This window comes from Bradyrhizobium sp. TM102 (assembly GCF_009176685.1).
Classification (GTDB): domain Bacteria; phylum Pseudomonadota; class Alphaproteobacteria; order Rhizobiales; family Xanthobacteraceae; genus Bradyrhizobium; species Bradyrhizobium ottawaense.
Map to the genome: position 1 here is coordinate 4116837 of NZ_AP021855.1, position 18692 is coordinate 4135528.

Genomic DNA, 18692 nt, shown 5'->3' on the forward strand with positions numbered 1-18692 from the left:
GTGACGTCGGTAGTGATCAGTGCTTCGCAGATCAGTACTTGGCAACCACCGGGGCGCCGAAGTGGTAGTTCACGCCGACCTGCACGGTGTGGAAGTTGAGCGTGCCGGTGGTGATCGGAGCGCCGAGACCGGAGAAGTAGGTCTCGCCACCGAGGCTGCGATAGAGGTACTCGCCCTTGACCGACCACTGCGGAGCGAAGAACGCCTCGACGCCGGCGCCGACGGTCCAGCCCGAGTGGAACTTGCTGTCGGAGACAGTCACGCCGAGCGCGCTGACGCTGACCTTGTTGTCGATCCAGGCGTAACCACCGGTGCCGTAGAACAGCACGTTGTTGACGGCCCAGCCGATGCGGCCGCGGACGGTGCCGAGCGCGTCGGTCTTGGACGACACGGTGAGGCCGAGAGCGGTCGCCGAGGCGCTGACGTCAGCCCAGGAGCCATCGGCCTCGATGCCGAACACGACGTTGCCGGTCTGCCAGTTGTAGCCGGCGGTGCCACCGACGAAGCCACCCTTCATCTTCGGGTCGCCGGAAGCGCTTTCCCAGGCGCCGCCACCGACGATACCGAGGTAGAAGCCGGTCCAGTTGTAGACGGCCGCCGCCGGAGCGATCGGAGCCTTGGTGTAGGGGCGGGCTGCGAGGTCGGCCGCCGAGGCGGGCGCAGCGAGAGCGAACAAACAGGCCGAAGCCAACAAAACCTTCTTCATTTTCAACTAATCCCAGTCCCAGTTTCTGTTGTTGCCTTCCTGACCGGAAGGGCAGCGGACTCAACGGCCCAACTGACGCCGTGCTTACACCACCAAAGCCGCAAGTTGTGTCTCCGAAAAGCCACAGCGGTCGAAAAGGTGATGGTTACTGACTTATTGCCTCCCGTTCATGTCGCGCCAAACGAAAAAGGCCGGCGCGAGGCCGGCCTTAGACGTCAATGATATCAGATGGATATCAGTAGCGCGCGGCGACCGGCGCACCCCAGTTGAAGTGATAGTTCACACCTGCCTTGACCGTGTGAACGGTATCGGTCCACTCGGAGCGGTTGGTCACGACGGGGCTGTACTGAATCGTGCTCTTGCCGAAATCGATGTAGTTGTATTCGACCTTGGCCGACCAGTTCGGAGCGAACATGTATTCCGCGCCGGCGCCGACGGTCCAACCCCAGCGGGTGTTGTTCTGGATAAAGACGTTTCCGGGGATGCCATCGTAGCGATGCTGAATGTCGCCGACCGCAGCGCCGCCGCTGACGAACAAGAGAGCGGGGCCGGTCGAGTAGCCGAGACGGCCCTTGATGTCGCCGAAGCCGCGGATTCTCGTGAAATAGGTGTCGCCGAGGCCGGCATTGATCTCGGCCGAACGACCGTTGATGTCAGCCCAGTGATAGTCGCCCTCGATGCCGAACACCCAGTTGGCAGCCTGCCAGTTGTAGCCGACTACGCCACCGACAAAGCCGCCGGTGGTGTCGTAGTTCTGACTTCCAGCAAAGATCGCCGTATTCGGACCGCCAAAGAAGGTTTCGTCGCTGCGGCCCCAGGCACCACCGCCCTGCACACCAATGTAGAAACCGGTCCAGGTATAGATCGGAGCGGGGGGCGCGATCGGCGCCTTTGTATAGGGACGGGCTGCAAGGTCGGCAGCACCGGCCGGAGCCGAGAGGGTCAGCGCAACCGCGCCGGCAAAGCCAATCAAAATCTTCTTCACTGTAATCTCCCCAGTCGTGTCCGCCTCTCTGAGTTCCCCAAGGCGGACTATCAGGCGCGAGGCCCATTGCATCAATTCCAAGCACGACGATAGCTCGATTCTGCGGCAGAGTCCGTGCCCGGAGTGCAACAGTTGGGTGTAATCGACCTACTTCTAACTTAATGAATGTTAAGTGATTTTGCCGTTCACGGGAACCCCGATTTGGTTCCATCCCAATTGCCATCACAGCGCCATATAGACGCCATCCCGTCTCCACATTTGGCGGCGATTTCTGCAGGAACAAATCTGGAACAGACCGCCGGTCGGTGCTATATGTGGGGATAACCTTGGGGGTGACGGGCTGAGCAGCCCCTGCAAGCGTATAGGGTCGCCCTAACAGGGCGCAGAGGAACGCGGGCAGCGCGCTCGGCCTTAGGAAATTCAGTGGCATTCGGAGTGGAGAGCGGCGATGGCGGGAAGCGTCAACAAGGTCATTCTGGTTGGAAATCTCGGCAAGGATCCTGAAATCCGCCGCACCCAGGACGGGCGGCCGATCGCGAATCTGAGCATCGCGACCTCCGAGACCTGGCGCGACAAGAACAGCGGCGAGCGCAAGGAAAAGACCGAGTGGCATCGCGTCGTGATTTTCAATGAAGGGCTCTGCAAGGTCGCCGAGCAGTACCTGAAGAAGGGCGCGAAGGTTTACATCGAGGGCGCGCTGCAGACCCGCAAATGGACCGACCAGAGCGGCGTCGAGAAATACTCGACGGAGGTCGTGCTCCAGGGCTTCAACTCGACGCTCACGATGCTCGACGGCCGCGGCGGCGGCGGAGGCGGCAGCTTCGGCGACGAGCCGGGCGGCGATTTCGGCTCCTCCGGACCCGTCAGCAGCGCACCGCGCCGTCCCGTGGCCGCCGGCGGCGGTGGCCGCAACAGCGACATGGACGACGACATCCCGTTCTGAGCAGGGACCGGACGATGAGGGGGCGCAGGCTGGCTGAGCGGCGCCTTCCCATTTCGTGTCAGCAAACCTTACTAATCGGCAGAAAGGGCTCGGGATTTCCGGGCCCGCTTCATGTTTGGGTTGAACTCGGATTGCGCCAGAGCAATCGCGTCGATGGCGCGCGCCGGCCGCGCGATTGACGAGGTCCCGGAGGTGATTTCGGAAGGCCTGTTCCGGGTCCCTCCGAAACGCTCTCCGTAAGGCCGTAAGTTGTTGGAAAAATAAGCGGAAAAAGCGCTTCCCTGAAGCCTGCGAGGGTGGTTATCAGGGTCTCGATGCGCTATATGATTCCCAGCTAAAACCTCACCGGATTTCCCCTTGGCTGACGACGACAAGCCCGGCGACCAGCCGGCGCAACCCTCGGATATTCGCCCCGTCTCCATCTTCGAGGAGATGAAGAAGTCCTATCTCGACTACGCCATGAGCGTGATCGTGGCGCGGGCGCTGCCTGATGCCCGGGACGGTCTGAAGCCGGTGCACCGCCGCATCCTGTTCTCGATGAACGAGCAGGGGCACACGCCCGACAAGAAGTACGTCAAATCCGCCCGCGTGGTCGGTGACGTCATCGGTAAGTACCACCCGCACGGCGACCAGTCGATCTACGACGCCATGGTCCGCATGGCGCAGGACTTCTCGATGCGGGTGCCGCTGATCGACGGCCAGGGCAATTTCGGCTCGGTCGACGGCGATCCCCCGGCTGCCTATCGTTACACCGAAGCGCGCCTGACTAAGGCCGCGCTGGCTTTGCTGGCCGACATCGACAAGGACACCGTCGACTTCCAGCCGAACTACGACAACAACGAGACCGAACCGTCGGTCTTGCCGGCCAAGTTCCCGAACCTTCTCGTCAACGGCGCCGGCGGCATCGCGGTCGGCATGGCCACCAATATCCCGCCGCACAATCTCGGCGAGGTCATCGACGCCTGCGTCGCGCTGATCGACAACCCCGCGCTCACCATCGACGAGCTCATCAACATCGTGCCGGGACCGGATTTCCCGACCGGCGGCGTCATTCTCGGACGCGCGGGCATTCGCGCCGCCTATCACCTCGGCCGCGGCTCGGTCGTCATGCGCGGCAAGGTCGCGATCGAGACCATCCGCAAGGAGCGCGAGGCGATCATCATCACCGAGATCCCCTACCAGGTGAACAAGGCGACGATGGTCGAGCGCATCGCCGAGCTGGTCAAGGAAAAGAAGATCGAGGGCATCGGTGACCTGCGCGATGAATCGGACCGCGACGGTTACCGCGTCGTCATCGAGTTGAAACGCGACGCCGTGCCGGATGTGGTGCTGAACCAGCTGTACCGTTTCACGCCGCTGCAAACCAGCTTCGGCGTCAACATGGTGGCGCTCGACAGCGGCCGTCCTCGGATCATGCATCTGAAGGACCTGCTCGCGATCTTCGTCGACTTCCGTGAGCGGGTCGTCACGCGTCGCACCAAGTACCTGCTCGCCAAGGCGCGCGATCGCGCCCATATTTTGGTTGGTCTCGCGATCGCGGTGGCCAATATCGACGAGATGATCCGCGTGATCCGGACCTCGCCGGACCCGACCACCGCGCGCGACACCCTGATGTCGCGCGACTGGCCGGCCCGGGATGTCGAGGACATGCTGACCCTGATCGACGATCCCCGTCACCGCATCAGCGCGGACGGCACGATCCGGCTGTCGATGGAGCAGGCCAGGGCCATTCTCGATCTGCGCCTTCAGCGCCTCACCGCGCTCGGCCGCGATGAAATCCGCGACGAGCTCGACAAGCTTGCCGGCGAGATCGCCGATTATCTCGACATCCTGCGCTCGCGCGAGCGCGTGCTGGGCATCATCAAGACCGAGCTTGCCGAGGTGAAGGCCGAGTTCGCCACACCGCGGCGCACCGTCATCATCGAGCAGGAAGGCGAGGTCGAGGACGAGGACCTGATCCAGCGCGAGGACATGGTCGTCACGGTGTCCCATGCCGGCTACGTCAAGCGCGTGCCGCTGTCGGCCTACCGGGCCCAGCGCCGCGGCGGCAAGGGCCGCGCCGGCATGCAGACCCGCGACGAGGATTTCGTCAGCCGCCTGTTCGTGGCCTCCACGCACACGCCGGTCCTGTTCTTCTCCTCGCGCGGCCAGGTCTACAAGGAGAAGGTCTGGCGTCTGCCGATGGCCGCGCCGAACGCGCGCGGCAAGGCGCTGATCAACATCCTGCCGCTGGAGCAGGGCGAGCGCATCACCACCATCATGCCGCTGCCGGAGGACGAATCCACCTGGGGCAACCTCGACGTGATGTTCGCCACCACGGGCGGCAACGTCCGGCGCAACAAGCTGTCGGACTTCGTCGACGTCCGCCGCTCCGGCATCATCGCCATGAAGCTCGACGACGGCGAGTCGATCGTCGACGTGCAGATCTGTACCGAGCGCGACGACGTGCTGCTGACCGCCGCCGGCGGCCAGTGCATCCGCTTCCCGGTCCCCGATGTGCGCGTGTTCACCGGGCGGACCTCGATGGGCGTGCGCGGAATCGCGCTCGGCGAAGGCGACAAGGTGATCTCGCTGGCGATCCTGCGCCATGTCGAGACCACCTCGGACGAGCGTTCGGCCTACCTGAAGATGCGCCGCGCCGTCGCCGGCGAAGCTGCGGCCGAAGACGCCGCCGTGGACGCCGAGGCCGAGGAGACCTCCGGCAGCTTCCAGCTCGCGCAGGAGCGTTACGCCGAGATGTCGGCGCAGGAGCAGGTCGTGCTGACCGTCTCCGTCAACGGCTATGGCAAGCGGACATTGTCCTACGAGTACCGTACCACCGGCCGCGGCGGCAAAGGCATCGTCGCCATGAGCGTCAACAACCGCAACGGCAATCTGGTCGCGTCCTTCCCGGTGGAGGATGCCGATCAGATCATGCTGGTCACCGACAAGGGCCAGCTGATCCGCTGCCCGGTCGAAGGCATCCGCATCGCCGGCCGCTCGACGCAAGGCGTGATCGTGTTCGACACCGCCGAGGACGAGCATGTCGTCTCGGTCGAGCACATCACGGAAGAGGCGGAGAGCGGGAACGGAGCGAACGGGGAGTCGAGCGGGGAGTGATAAGTCACTCCCTGTGGCCCGGATGGAACGAAAGCGAAATCCGGGGCTCTCACGCCTGGCGAAAATCCCGGATTGCGGTTTGCTCCATCTGGACTACGAAGCTCGCTAAATCTCCAGCTCCGTGCCGAACTCCACCACCTGCTTGTCGGCACGCCGAAGAACGCGGCAGAGCGTTCGGCGTTGCGCTGGAGGAAGGCGAACACGCCTTCGCGCCAGACCCACATGCCCGGAATGTCCTCGCTGGGAATGATGGTCTCGCGGCCGACATAATAGGTGATGTCGGAGAGGTCGATGCCGGGCAGCTTGCTCTGGCGGCAGACGAGATTCAAGCCTTCATAGATCGTCGGGTTCTGCATGAAGCCGTAATGCAGGATCACGCGGGTGATGCCGGGAATGATCTCGATCACCTCGCCGCGTTCTTCGTCCGCGATGTGCGGCAGCTCCTCGATCAGCACGGTGACCAGCAGCACGCGTTCGTGCAGCACGCGGTTGTGCCTGACGAACTGGGTGAGCGCGAGCGGCACGCCGCGCGGTGCGGAGGCCAGGAACACGGCGGTGCCGGGCAGCCTTGCGCTGCACTTGTTCACGGCGGTCTCGATCAGATCTTCCTCGGGCTGCCGCAGCCGGCCCCTCGCGGCCTCGACCAGCTTCACGCCGGCGCGCCAGGTCAGCATCAGGAAGGCGACGAGGCCGGCGAGCAGCAGCGGAAACCAGCCGCCCTCGAACAGCTTGATCGAGTTGGCCGAGAAGAAGATCACGTCGATGACGAAGAAGGCGCCGTTCACGGCCACCACCAGCCAGGGCGAATAGCCCCACTGGATCGCGACCAGCGCGGCGAGCAGCGTCGTGATCGCCATCAGCAGCGACACCGCGATGCCGTAGGCGCCGGCAAGCGCGTCCGACGTGCCGAAGCTCAGGACCGCCCCGAGCGTCGCAGCCGCAAGCAGCCAGTTCACCAGGGGCACGTAGATCTGGCCGATCGCGTCGCTCGTGGTGTGACGGATCAGCATGCGCGGCAGGAAGCCGAGCTGGATCGATTGCTGGGTCAGCGAGAACACGCCGGAGATGATCGCCTGCGAGGCGATCACGGTCGCGACCGTCGAGAATGCGACCAGCAGATAGTGCAGGGCGTCGGGGCAGAGCTGGAAGAAGGGGTTCTCGATCATCGCGGGATCGGTGATCAAGAGCGCGGCCTGGCCGAAATAGTTCAGCACCAGCGCGGGCAGGCAGATGGCGAACCAGGCGAGGCGGATCGGCAGGCGGCCGAAATGTCCCATGTCGGCATACATGGCCTCGCCGCCGGTCACCGCGAGAAAGGCCGCGCCGAGAATTCCGAACGAGATGTGGAAATCCTGGTGGATCAGGAAGTCGAAGGCGTAGAGCGGGCTGAGCGCCATTAGCACCGCCGGCGCCTTGACGATGCCGTGGATGCCGAGCGCCGCGAGCACGACGAACCAGGCCAGCATCACCGGCCCGAAGATGCGGCCGATGAAGCCGGTGCCCTGCTTCTGCATCATGAACAGGCCGATCAGGATGGCGACGGTCACGGGTACCACGGCCGGCGCAAGCGAGGGGGCGTCGACCTTGAGGCCCTCGATGGCCGAGAGCACCGAGATGGCCGGCGTGATCGCGCCGTCGCCATAGAGCAGCGCAGCGCCGACGAGCCCGACCACCAGGAGGTGGGCGCGCCATGTGCCTGGCTCGGCGTGGCGGGCATGGAGCAGCGCCAGCAGCGCGACGATGCCGCCTTCGCCGCGATTGTCCGCGCGAAGGATCAGCAGCGCATATTTCAGCGAGATGATGAGCAGCAGGGCCCAGAGGATCAGCGAGGCAATCCCCAGGACAGCGTCGTGACTGAGTGTGCCGCCATGGGCAGCCGCCTTGGCGGCTTCCTTCAGGGCATAGAGCGGGCTTGTACCGATATCGCCATAGACCACCCCGAGGGCGCCCATGGTCATGGCAAGCGGTAGCGGATCAGGATGGTGGCCGGAAGCGACAGCGGGCGTACTGGACAATGGCAACCCCCCGATGGGATCGCGCCCGACGGGCCATTCCGGCGGGCGCGAGCAAACCAGTCTGCGACGAGACGTCGCAAAACTCCATCGGGATTATGTGACGTGAAGCTGACAGGCCAGCCTACGGGGTGCGGTTGGCGGTCACGAGGCGAGCCTCGCGGACATTCGCCTTGGTGCCGGCCTTGCGCAGGCAGGAGGCCTCGAAATTCGGCCAGGCCTGCTGCGAGCAGTCCTTGCCGATGGCGCGGATATCGAGTCGGTCACTCTTGGCCAGCGGCTGCGGCACGCTGGCCTCGACGCTCGGGGCAAAGCCGGGCAGGAGGGTAAGGGCGGCGGCGACACACGCAGACAGAGCGATCGCTGAAAGAGCCTTGATCATTTGACAGTCCCCTGTGATGCGGCCGCCTACGCCCAGTGTGCGGCCCGTCATTCGTTGGCCGGATTAGTAACCATGGCCAGTTTCCGGACGTCTTCGCCGGCACGGGAAATGGTTTCGTGTCCGCGCCGCTTTGTTTCGTGGTCGCTCTCAGGACGAAACAAACCGGCCATCGCCGACACGGCCGGCGGGATATTTCGCCGGAAACGGCTGGGGAACCGGCCCGGCTTGCCGGGCCGGGCCGGGCGCGGTAGGAGGGGGCCATGCCGCGCATTGCCTTCTATCCCGGTTCCTTCGACCCCATTACCAACGGCCATCTGGACGTGGTCCGGCACAGCGTTTCCCTGTGCGACCGGCTCGTGGTCGCGATCGGGGTCCATCCCGGCAAGAAGCCGCTGTTCTCGACCGAGGAGCGGCTGCAGATGCTCCATGACGTCTGCGGGCCGCTGGCCGCCAAGGCTGGTTGCGTGCTCGAAGCTGTGACGTTTGACGATTTGTCGGTCACGGCGGCGCGCAAGCACGGTGCGACGATCATGATTCGGGGCCTGCGTGACGGCAGCGATCTCGACTACGAGATGCAGCTCGCCGGCATGAACGAAGCGATGGCGCCGGAGGTGCACACGGTCTTCCTGCCGGCCTCTCCCATGGTTCGCCCGATCACCGCCACTTTGGTGCGGCAGATCGCCGGCATGGGCGGGGACGTCTCGGCCTTCGTCCCGCCGCAGGTCGTGGCCCAGCTCAAGGCAAAATTCGCCGCATAACGGCGCGCTTCCTTTTTCTCTCTGATCCGGAGTTGTCATGATCCGAATTCTCGCAGTTCTTGCCGCGCTTCTGTTCGCGGTGCCGGCGGTGGCGCAGCAATTGCCGGCCAACCTCGACAAGGCCAACGCCATCGTCATCGACACCACCAAGGGCCGCATCGTCATCAAGCTGCGCACCGATATCGCGCCCCAGCATGCCGAGCGCATCAAGCAGCTCGCGCGCGAGGGCTATTACAACAACGTGCCGTTCCATCGCGTCATGGACGGCTTCATGGCGCAGACCGGCGACGGCCAGAACTTCAACGGCACCGGCGGCTCGAAATATCCGAACCTGAAGCAGGAATTCTCCAAGGTGCATTTCGCCCGCGGCATCGTCGGCATGGCCCGGCGCGGCGACAGCGTCGACAGCGCCAACTCGCAGTTCTTCATCATGTTCGCCGACGGCGGCAGCCTCGATAACCAGTACACCGTGATCGGCGAGGTCGTGCAGGGCATGGACGTCGTCGACAAGCTGAAGAAGGCTCCTCCCGGCTCGGCCGGCGGCGCCGTGACCGATCCCGACAAGATGGTGAAGGTGCAGGTCGCCTCCGACATCAAATAGGAGACGGCGATGGCGCGCTGTGGCGACAAGCTCCTGCTGGTTGCTGTGGTGCTGTTGCTCGGCGTGTCCAGTGCGGCCGCCGAGGATAGGCAGGTCAATACCATCCAGGATATCTTCCGGCATCTGCGCACCTGCTGGAAACCGCCGCCGGCCGCCAAGGCCCGCCCACTCGACATCACCGTCGTCGTGAGCTTTAACCGGTCCGGCGACATTCTGGGCCATCCGAGGATCTCCTATGAATCCGCGGAGGCCTCCGACAATGACCGGCTGCAATACCGGATCGCGGTGATGGAGGCGTTGCAACGCTGCACGCCGATGCCATTTACCGAGGCAATGGCCGGCGCCGCCGCGGGACGTCCATTCGCGATCCAGTTCCGCAGCCGCAAAACGCCTGACAAGACTTCACCTCCAACTCAAGAGAGACGAGCATGAGCGCCACCGAAAACACCCTGATCCTCGAGACCACCCAGGGCCCGGTCACCATCGAGATGCGGCCCGACCTCGCGCCCGGCCATGTCGCGCGCATCAAGGAACTGGTCCGGGAGGGCTTCTACGACGGCATCGTGTTCCACCGCGTGATCGACGGCTTCATGGCGCAGACCGGCTGCCCGCAGGGCACCGGCACCGGCGGCTCGGGCAAGAAGCTGAAGGCCGAGTTCAACAAGGAGCCGCATGTGCGCGGCACCACCTCGATGGCGCGCGCCGCGAGCCCGGATTCCGGCGATAGCCAGTTCTTCATCTGCTTCGACGACGCCCGCTTCCTCGACAACCAGTACACGGTGTGGGGCAAAGTCACCGAAGGCATGGAGAACGTCGACAAGATCAAGCGCGGCGAGCCGGTGCAGAACCCCGACAAGATCGTCAAGGCGCGGATGGCCGCGGACGCTGAGTAAGCGCCGCCCCTCATCCTGAGGAGCGCGGAACGCGCGTCTCGAAGGATGAAGGCCACCCTGCTGCAGTTCGGCCTTCATGGTTCGAGACGGCGCTACGCGCCTCCTCACCATGAGGGTCTGGCTCCGTCGCGCCCGGCACCCACATGCGCACCGATCTGTTCGATTTCGACCTGCCCGCCGAGCGCATCGCGTTGCGCCCGGCGAGCCCGCGCGACTCCGCGAAGATGCTGGTCGTGGAGAGCGGCGCGCTGCGCGACCAGACCATCGCCGACCTCGCACAATGGCTGAAGCCGGGCGACCAGCTCGTCGTCAACGACACCAAGGTGATCGCGGCGCAATTGAAGGGCCGCCGCATCGGCCGCGAGACCGAGCCGAAGATCGAGGCGACCCTGATCAAGCGGCTCGACGGCTCGCGCTGGCAGGCGCTCGTGAAGCCTGCGAAGAAGCTCACAGCTGGCGACCGCATCCGCTTCGGCAATGAAGGCAAGGTCTGCCTGCTCGGCCATCTCGATGCCGAGGTCGAGGCCAAGGGCCTCGAGGGCGAGGTGACGCTGTCGTTCTCGTTCCACGGCCCGGCGCTGGATCAGGCCATCGCCGAGCTCGGCAGCCCGCCGCTGCCGCCCTACATCGCCTCCAAGCGCACGCCCGACGATCAGGACCTCGCCGACTACCAGACCATGTTCGCCGTGAACGAAGGCGCGGTCGCCGCGCCGACCGCTGGATTGCATTTCACCCCGGCGCTGGAGCAGGCGCTGCGCGCGCGTGGCGTCGACATCAACCAGGTCACGCTGCATGTCGGGGCAGGGACGTTCCTGCCGGTGAAGGTAGAGGACACCGAAGGCCACAAGATGCATGCCGAGTGGGGCACGATCTCGGCCGAGACGGCGGAACGGCTCAATAGCGCGCGGAAAAATGGTGGCCGCATCATCGCCGTCGGCACCACGTCATTGCGCTTGCTCGAGAGCGCAGCGCGCGAAGACGGCACCATCCAGCCCTTCGCGGCCGAGACCTCGATCTTCATCACGCCCGGCTATCGCTTCCGCGCGGTCGATATTTTGATGACGAATTTCCATTTGCCGAAGTCGACGCTGTTCATGCTGGTGTCGGCGTTTGCGGGGCTGGAGACGATGAAGGCGGCGTACGCTCATGCGATTGCGAGCGGGTACCGGTTTTATTCGTATGGCGATGCGTGCTTGCTCTTCAGGTCGCGCGGCTAAGCGCCGGCGCTGCAGGGTGGGCAAAGCGAAGCGTGCCCACGTCTTTCTTGAATAGGGGGGTAAGAGTGGTGGGCACGGCGCTTGCGCGCCTTTGCCCACCCTACGATACCTGTTCCTACGGCGCCGGTTACGCCATCACCCGCTGCGGCAACAGCTCCGCGATCTGAACCGCATTCAACGCTGCGCCCTTGAGCAACTGATCCGCCGCCACGAACATCGAGATCGAATGCCCGGAGGGATCGCTGAGATCCTTGCGGATGCGGCCGACCAGGACGTCGTCCTGGCCCGAGGCGTCGATCGGCATCGGGAAGTAGTTCTTGGCGCGATCGTCGACGACCTTCACGCCGGGCGCCCGGGCCATGATGGCGCGGACCTGGTCCTCGGTGATCTCCTTCTCGCATTCGAAGGTGATGGCCTCGCAATGGGCGCGGAGCACCGGCACGCGCACGCAGGTGACGCCGATCGCGATGGTCTCGTCCTCGAAGATCTTGCGGGTCTCCTTGATGACCTTGGTTTCTTCGTCGTTGTAGCCGGTGTCAGGGTCGACGGCGGTGTTGTGGTTGAAGAGATTGAAGGCGTAGGGGTGCGGCATCACCTTCGGCGTATAGACCTGCCCGTTGAGATTGGCGCGGGTGGATTCGACCAGCTCCTCCATCGCGGCCGCGCCGGCGCCGGAAGCGGCCTGGTAGGTCGAGATGATCACGCGCTTGATGCGGTTCTTCTGGTGGATCGGCCACAGCGGCACCAGTGCGGTGATCGCCGCGCAGTTCGGGTTGGCAATGATGCCCTTGTGGTCGCGGATGCGGTTCGCGTTGATCTCGGGGATCACCAGCGGCACGTTCGGGTCCATGCGGAAGGCGGAGGAATTGTCGACCACGACCGCGCCGGACTTCACCGCGATCGGCGCATACTTCTTGGAGATGCTGCCGCCGGCGGAGAACAGGGCGATATCGACGCCTTCGAAGGAGCGCTCATTGAGCTCCTCGATCACGACCGGCTGGCCGCGGAACGACACCGTCTTGCCGGCCGAGCGGGCACTGGCCAGCGCCTTGAGCTTGCCGACGCGAAAGCCGCGCTTGTCCATGGTGGCGATGAATTCGGCGCCCACCGCACCGGTGACGCCGACAATCGCGACGACGGGATCGTTACTCACTTTGTCCTCCATTGAATTTGCGAATGAGACAACAAAAAAGCCCCGGACCAACGAGGGCGGGGCTTGCCGTAGAGCTGATGCGTTTTAGTCGACGACTACGCGCGCACGCCTCCCCGGGCCCCTGAGGCCGTGGTGGTTTTGGTCGTGCGTTTGGTGGTCGTGAACATGGTGGCGACTTATGCGGGAGAGTTTTGCGCCCGTCAATGGCTTTTCACCCCGGTCGATGCCCGGGGCCGGACTCCCGCTATTTCGCCCTGGCGCCCGGCGGCTCGAGGGTGACCTCCTTGAGGTCGTCGCCGCTGACGACGACGATCGAAAAGTTCAGCCGGCCACGTTCGCGCACCAGCCCGCCGCTGATCGCCTTGCCCGAGGCGGCGCGTTCGGCGACGCGCACGGCATCGGCGAGGCGGTGCCTGATCGCACCGAGCGCTGCGAGGTTGTCGCGATCCTCGTGGTCGAGCTCAGTGAGGGGGAGGGCGGCTTCGCCGCCGACGAGCTCGCCGGTCGTGGCATTGATGGTGTGGCGCCAGATCCGGTCGTTGTGCAGGGTCTTCACCCGATACACCGGCACGCGGGCGGCCCCGTCGAAACTCACATCCGCCGTGGTGGCGCCGGCGTGCCGGGCTTCGGCGATCGACATGGCCTGGCTGATCGAGATCGACGAGCTGCGGAAACGCTCGATCTCACGGCTGACGGCTTGGCGGTCGGCCTCGGCATCACCATCTGTGTCGCTGTGAAGGGCGGTCGGCGTACCCGCGGTCACGATCGCCCGCGCAGGCGCGACGATGAGCAGCGCAGGCAAGGCGATCACAAGCAATCGCGAGGTCCATCGTTTGGCTGTCGTCATGCTCGAAACCCTCGGCCAGCGAGTGTGCCGGATGATCGTAAAGAATTCGCGGCCGGCCTTGGGCATCGGCCGGCCGCGGAGCGCCGCACCGGGCTGTACCCGGCACGGCGATCTCAGCGGTACGGGCCACTTTTGGGGCTGGTGAAAAAAGCGGTCCGTATCGCTTATAACTAAACCATACCGTATCGTTTTATTTTGGTCAACGGCGCGGGCGGTTTCCCATGGGGAAAGCGCGCAATCTCACGGAATTGTCAGCGCGGGGGGCGTCGCCGCGACGAGGCTTTGGTGGTGCTTTGGACGCGGTCGGCAGGTCCTAGCGCCCCGGCGAGGAACAGCTTGATGGCGGTGCGCATCCGCTTTTCGGCGGCCTTCAATTCGAGCGCAGTCCCGAACGTCGCCATGCGGTGGGTGTGACCGACGACCACGTCGAGAAACACCTCGGCGGCAATTGTGGTGTCCTCGATGTCGAGCGCGCCTTGCGCCACCAGACGGTCGAAGAAACGTGCCGTGGTGGCGACGGCTTTCATCCAGCCTTCCTCCTTGCCGAGCTTGGCAACGTCGGGGAAGTTGATGGCCTGTGACGTCATCATACGGCTGAAGGCGACAGCGTCGGGTCCGCAGGTGAATGTCAGCATCTCGCGCCCGATCTCGACCAGCCGCTGCTCGACCGAGATGTCGGAGGCGCTGGAGAGCTGCGTCTCGGCGGCGGCCGACAATGGGGCAAGCCAGCGCGCGATCTCGCGTCTCAGCACGGCGGCAAACAGGCCGCGCTTGTCGCCGTAGCGGGAATAGACGGTGGGCTTGCTGACCCGGGCCGCTTCCGCGACCGCGTCCAGCGAGGTGGCGTCGAAGCCGCGGTCCAGGAACAGGCGGGTGGCGACCTCGATCAGCCGCAGGTCGCGCTCGATGGCGGCGGTTTTCGTCGGCCGGCCGCCGCGGGATTTCGGCACTTCGCGCCGCGGCCCTGCCGGTCTCGTCCTGGTCGCAGTCAATCCCATGCCCAGTGATTCCTGCGCGTTTCTGACAGTCGTCATTCGCTCTATATCGCGCAGGAGCGGAGGCGTCATCGCGAATCTGGCCGGATTGGCCGCATCGTCAACGGTTTCGGCAGGGCCTCGTTCCGTCTCACGGCACCGTCGAGCCCCAGGCCTGACCGGCAGCGGCCTTGTCATAACCGTATTGATAGAGCGCCCGCATATAGCCGGTGTCGAAGCCTTCCGACGGCGGCGCCGGATACTCGCGCGCGATGTAGGAGAGGTGGAAGCCGAGGCGGTTGCGCTTGGCGAAATCATAGGTCGAGAAGATGATCGAGCGTGTCTGCGACTGGGTGATCGCCGACAGGCTGCGCGAGGCGACATCGATGGTGCCGTTGGAGACCAGCTCGAAATTACGTTCGATCTTCTTGTTGACGAGGATGTAGATGTCCATCTTCGCATTGCCGGGCAGGCGGCTGCCCTGGAACAGCAGGGCTTCCGGCAGCGTCAACACCGGGGCGGTCACGCCGCCGTCGACATGCATCTCCTGAAACTTGCGGCCCTGGCCCTCGGCGTCGATCATGATCGGCGGAAACACCAGGGGAATGCTGGCGGAGGCCGCCATCACGTCGCGAAACAGTTTGAGCGCCTCGGGTGTGCCGACCGCGGCGATCTTGCCCATGTCCCAGATCGCGGTGCGCTGGGTATCGAGATCGGTCGTCACCACCAGAAGCTTCCGGCCCTTGGCATTCTCGCGCGCGACTTGCGCCATGATCTCCGGCCCGACATAGCGGGCGACGAGCTCGCGCAGCCTCGTGTTGCCGAACAGGCCGGATCCGAACAGCACGCGCATGATGCTGGGATCATTCAACAGGGTCTCGGCGATGCCGCTGGTATAGACCTCCTTCAGCGTGTCGTCGTATTGCGAGCCCAGAAACGCAAACGGCGCGATCAGGCCGCCCGTGCTCACGCCCGAGACGACGGAGAAGGTGGGGCGGGTTCTGGCCGCGGTCCAGCCGTTGAGCACGCCGACGCCGTAGGCGCCGTCGGCGCCGCCGCCGGAGAGCGCCAGATAGGACTTCGTCGCGGTGCTGGTGTCCTTCTCGAAGCTGAATTTCGTGATGGGCTCGTCGGCGTAGCGCCTGAGGCCGTCGATCTCCAGCACGCGCGAGGTGCTGGCTTCTGCGGCCGTATAAGGCGTGCGGGGCAGCGAGGTACAGGCGCCGAGCACCAGGCTGCACGCCAGGAGCAGAAATCCGGCCAGGCGGCCGCCTGTCTGCCTGATCCAGTCATGCGGGCGGCCGGCGACATCAGTCGAACAGGAAGCGAAGGGCATTGTCGGTGGCTGGCGATCACGCATTTACCGCCGCCGGCAGATTTGCCGCGGCATTCTCGTCCAGCCCCCAGGATAAAACTACACTGTATCGTTTTGTTTAACAAGGGCGGTGGCGCTAAAATCCACCGTGTCCCAGTCTGAAGCACCCGCCGGCTGCCGCGTGGCGGGTTGATCGGCCTTCTCCGACACGCAATAAGCACGGCCATGAATCCGGACCATGATCTTCCCAATCACTTTGAATTGCTCGGCACTGATGGCGCCGCGCGGACCGGGCGCCTGACCACGCCTCATGGCGTGGTGCGCACGCCCGCCTTCATGCCGGTCGGCACCGCCGGCGCCATGAAGGGCATGCACTGGCGCGAGGTGCGCGATGCCGGCGCCGACATCGTGCTCGGCAACACCTATCACCTGATGCTGCGTCCGAGCGCCGAGCGGATCGCCGGCCTCGGCGGCCTGCAGCGGTTCACCGGCTGGAACGGGCCGATGCTGACGGATTCCGGCGGTTTCCAGGTGATGTCGCTGTCGGACTTGCGGAAGGTCACCGAGAACGCCGTCACCTTCCGCTCGCATATCGACGGTGCCAAGGTCGAGCTGTCGCCGGAGCGCTCGATCGAGGTGCAGCGCTTGCTCGGCTCCGATATCGCCATGCAGATGGACGAGTGCGTGCGGCTGCCGGCCGAGCGCGCCGACATCGAGCGCGCGATGCAATTGTCGCTGCGCTGGGCCGAGCGAAGCAAACGCGCCTTCGAGAGCGCCCCCGACGGCTATATGCTGTTCGGCATCGTGCAGGGCGGCGACATCCCGCAGCTTCGCCACGAGAGCGCGCGAGGTCTCGTCGCGACCGGTTTCCACGGCTATGCAATCGGCGGCCTTGCCGTCGGCGAGCCGCAGGCGGTGATGCTGGCGATGATCGACGAGACCGCACCATTGCTGCCGAAAAAGCGCCCGCGCTATCTGATGGGCGTCGGGACGCCCGACGACATCCTTGAAGCCGTCAAGCGCGGCATCGACATGTTCGATTGCGTGATGCCGACGCGCAATGGCCGGCACGGTGTCGCCTTCACGCGCTTCGGCCAGGTGAATTTGCGCAATGCGCGCCACGCCGACGATCCGCGTCCGCTGGATGAGGAGAGCTCATGGCCGTCGGCGCGCAACTGCGCGCGCGCCTATCTGCACCATCTCGTCAAGGCGGGCGAGACGCTGGGCGCGATGCTGCTGTCCGAAATCAATATCGCTTACTACCAGTTCCTGATGCAGGGCATCAGGGACGCGATCGCGCAGGGAAGGTTCGACGAGTTCTACCAGCGTACGCGCGCGGACTGGGCGAGGGGCGATATCGCCCCGCGCTAGGTCAACGGTCCAAGCTCAATTGCACACGATCCGCTGCTTGACGGCGTGCTTGGTGACGAAGCCGTAGCCGCAATTGTCGCAGGTCCAGAGATAGCTGATGACGTGGTCCGAGATGTAGGCGGATGCTTCGGCGGCGACCATGGAATCGGCGCAGACGGGACAGGTCGGCAATTCGCTGCAACGCGGATCACGCCTTAGCGCTACGGTCGGCATCACTTCAGCAACTGCTGACATCGTGTGACCTCCCTGCTTTGAGACCTAAGTCTAACATAAGCAGAATCAGTTGACGAGGTCGCAACACAAATGCGTTGGTTTTCTGCTAAATAAAGCTCACGCGATTTTGCGATGCAGCGTATTTAACATGTGCCGCAATTGTCGCTTGCGTGTCGTCGCAGGCTATCCGTAACTGCGCATGAGCCGCGTAAGAAGCGCAAATGTGGTCACAGGGAGTTCATCATGGACGCATCGTCCAACACGGGTGCAGCGCACCAACCCGGCCGCGGCCGGATCTATGACTCGATTGTCGAGGCCTTCGGCAATACACCGACTGTGCGCTTGCGCCGGCTGCCCGGCATGCACGGCGTGAACGCGACCATTTTGGCAAAACTTGAATATTTCAATCCGGCCGCAAGCGTGAAGGACCGCATCGGCGCGGCCATGATCATCGCGATGGAGAAGGCGGGCATCGTCAAGCCCGACACCGTGCTGATCGAGCCGACCTCCGGCAATACCGGCATTGCGCTCGCCTTCGTGGCGGCTTCGCGCGGCTACCGGCTCAAGCTGGTGATGCCGGAATCGATGTCGATCGAGCGGCGCAAGATGCTGGCATTTCTCGGTGCCGAGCTGGTGCTGACGCCCGCGGCGCAGGGCATGAAGGGCGCGATCGCCGCCGCCGAGGAGCTGTTGAAGACGACGCCGAACTCGGTGATGCCGCAGCAGTTCAAGAATCTCGCCAATCCCGAGGTGCACCGTCGCACCACCGCAGAGGAAATCTGGAACGACACCGGCGGCAATATCGATTTCTTCGTGGCCGGCGTTGGCACCGGCGGCACGATCACCGGCGTCGGCCAGGTGCTCAAGCCACGCAAGGCCTCACTGCGCGTCGTCGCGGTCGAGCCGGAGGAAAGCCCGGTGCTGTCGGGCGGACAGCATACGCCGCACAAGATCCAGGGCATCGGCGCCGGCTTCGTCCCTGACATCCTCGATCGCGCCGTGATCGACGAGATCGTGAAAGTCAACTCGACGACGGCGATCGAGACCTCGCGCGCGCTGGCGCGGCACGAGGGGATTCCGGGCGGCATCTCCTCGGGCGCGGCGATCGCGGCCGCGCTCCAGATCGGCAAGCGGCCGGAAGCGGCGGGAAAGACCATCCTGGCGATCGTGCCGTCCTTCTCCGAGCGGTATCTTTCGACAGCGCTGTTTGAGGGAATCTAGGA

At 64.6% G+C, this 18692-nt stretch carries 17 protein-coding genes and 1 pseudogene; 9 read left to right on the forward strand and 9 right to left on the reverse strand.

The features are described from left to right. Positions 1-31 precede the first annotated feature (31 nt). Entirely contained in the window at positions 32-706 is a 675-nt protein-coding gene (locus GDN70_RS19730) for an outer membrane protein (RefSeq protein WP_028144505.1), read from the reverse strand. A 235-nt stretch (positions 707-941) separates the two neighbouring features. Further along, the gene (locus GDN70_RS19735) at positions 942-1691 is read right to left on the reverse strand and encodes an outer membrane protein (RefSeq protein WP_038949133.1); all 750 of its coding nucleotides are present in this window, start codon (positions 1689-1691) and stop codon (positions 942-944) included. A gap of 448 nt (positions 1692-2139) precedes the next feature. On the opposite strand from GDN70_RS19735, the gene GDN70_RS19740 reads away from it, so the two are divergent. Continuing rightward, on the forward strand, positions 2140-2634 hold the full coding sequence (locus GDN70_RS19740; protein ID WP_152102913.1) for a single-stranded DNA-binding protein: 495 nt from the start codon (positions 2140-2142) through the stop codon (positions 2632-2634). Positions 2635-2991: 357 nt separating this feature from the next. Further along, on the forward strand, positions 2992-5733 hold the full coding sequence (gyrA, locus tag GDN70_RS19745) for a DNA gyrase subunit A (protein WP_038973388.1): 2742 nt from the start codon (positions 2992-2994) through the stop codon (positions 5731-5733). A 105-nt stretch (positions 5734-5838) separates the two neighbouring features. Here the strand turns inward: gyrA and GDN70_RS19750 are convergent. Both GDN70_RS19750 and GDN70_RS19755 read right to left on the reverse strand, forming a co-directional pair. After that, positions 5839-7691, reverse strand: a pseudogene (locus GDN70_RS19750) (potassium transporter Kup). Between the two features lie 178 nt (positions 7692-7869). Then, on the reverse strand, positions 7870-8127 hold the full coding sequence (locus GDN70_RS19755) for a hypothetical protein (protein ID WP_018317917.1): 258 nt from the start codon (positions 8125-8127) through the stop codon (positions 7870-7872). 260 nt (positions 8128-8387) lie between these two features. Between GDN70_RS19755 and coaD the strand changes: the two genes are divergently transcribed. From coaD to queA, 5 genes are all read left to right on the forward strand, one after another. Next, positions 8388-8885, forward strand: a complete 498-nt coding sequence (gene coaD / locus GDN70_RS19760; protein WP_028144510.1) for a pantetheine-phosphate adenylyltransferase — start codon at positions 8388-8390, stop codon at positions 8883-8885. A gap of 37 nt (positions 8886-8922) precedes the next feature. After that, positions 8923-9486 (forward strand): peptidylprolyl isomerase, encoded by a 564-nt coding sequence (locus GDN70_RS19765; protein WP_028144511.1) that lies wholly within the window; start codon positions 8923-8925, stop codon positions 9484-9486. Between the two features lie 9 nt (positions 9487-9495). After that, positions 9496-9918, forward strand: coding sequence for a hypothetical protein (locus GDN70_RS19770; protein WP_028144512.1), 423 nt, complete (start codon positions 9496-9498; stop codon positions 9916-9918). Continuing rightward, a complete protein-coding gene (locus tag GDN70_RS19775) occupies positions 9915-10379 on the forward strand; it encodes a peptidylprolyl isomerase (protein ID WP_028144513.1) in 465 nt (154 codons plus the stop codon). The genes GDN70_RS19770 and GDN70_RS19775 overlap by 4 nt, the downstream gene beginning before the upstream one ends. A 143-nt stretch (positions 10380-10522) precedes the next feature. Then, positions 10523-11596, forward strand: coding sequence for a tRNA preQ1(34) S-adenosylmethionine ribosyltransferase-isomerase QueA (queA, locus tag GDN70_RS19780; RefSeq protein WP_152102914.1), 1074 nt, complete (start codon positions 10523-10525; stop codon positions 11594-11596). A 127-nt stretch (positions 11597-11723) separates the two neighbouring features. Here the strand turns inward: queA and GDN70_RS19785 are convergent, their stop codons facing one another. The 4 genes from GDN70_RS19785 to GDN70_RS19800 form a co-directional block, all read right to left on the reverse strand. After that, positions 11724-12761, reverse strand: coding sequence for an aspartate-semialdehyde dehydrogenase (locus GDN70_RS19785; protein ID WP_038970391.1), 1038 nt, complete (start codon positions 12759-12761; stop codon positions 11724-11726). 232 nt (positions 12762-12993) lie between these two features. Further along, positions 12994-13596, reverse strand: coding sequence for a PepSY domain-containing protein (locus tag GDN70_RS19790; RefSeq protein ID WP_028144516.1), 603 nt, complete (start codon positions 13594-13596; stop codon positions 12994-12996). A 251-nt stretch (positions 13597-13847) separates the two neighbouring features. Then, on the reverse strand, positions 13848-14594 hold the full coding sequence (locus GDN70_RS19795) for a TetR/AcrR family transcriptional regulator (protein ID WP_028144517.1): 747 nt from the start codon (positions 14592-14594) through the stop codon (positions 13848-13850). 127 nt (positions 14595-14721) lie between these two features. Next, entirely contained in the window at positions 14722-15906 is a 1185-nt protein-coding gene (locus GDN70_RS19800; RefSeq protein ID WP_244625801.1) for a patatin-like phospholipase family protein, read from the reverse strand. A 204-nt stretch (positions 15907-16110) separates the two neighbouring features. Between GDN70_RS19800 and tgt the strand changes: the two genes are divergently transcribed. Then, positions 16111-17256, forward strand: coding sequence for a tRNA guanosine(34) transglycosylase Tgt (tgt, locus tag GDN70_RS19805; protein WP_152102915.1), 1146 nt, complete (start codon positions 16111-16113; stop codon positions 17254-17256). 15 nt (positions 17257-17271) lie between these two features. Here tgt and GDN70_RS19810 read toward each other — a convergent pair whose 3' ends face one another. After that, entirely contained in the window at positions 17272-17490 is a 219-nt protein-coding gene (locus GDN70_RS19810) for a hypothetical protein (RefSeq protein ID WP_028144520.1), read from the reverse strand. Positions 17491-17712: 222 nt separating this feature from the next. On the opposite strand from GDN70_RS19810, the gene cysK reads away from it, so the two are divergent. Beyond that, a complete protein-coding gene (gene cysK / locus GDN70_RS19815; RefSeq protein WP_152102916.1) occupies positions 17713-18690 on the forward strand; it encodes a cysteine synthase A in 978 nt (325 codons plus the stop codon). The last annotated feature ends 2 nt before the right edge of the window (positions 18691-18692 follow it).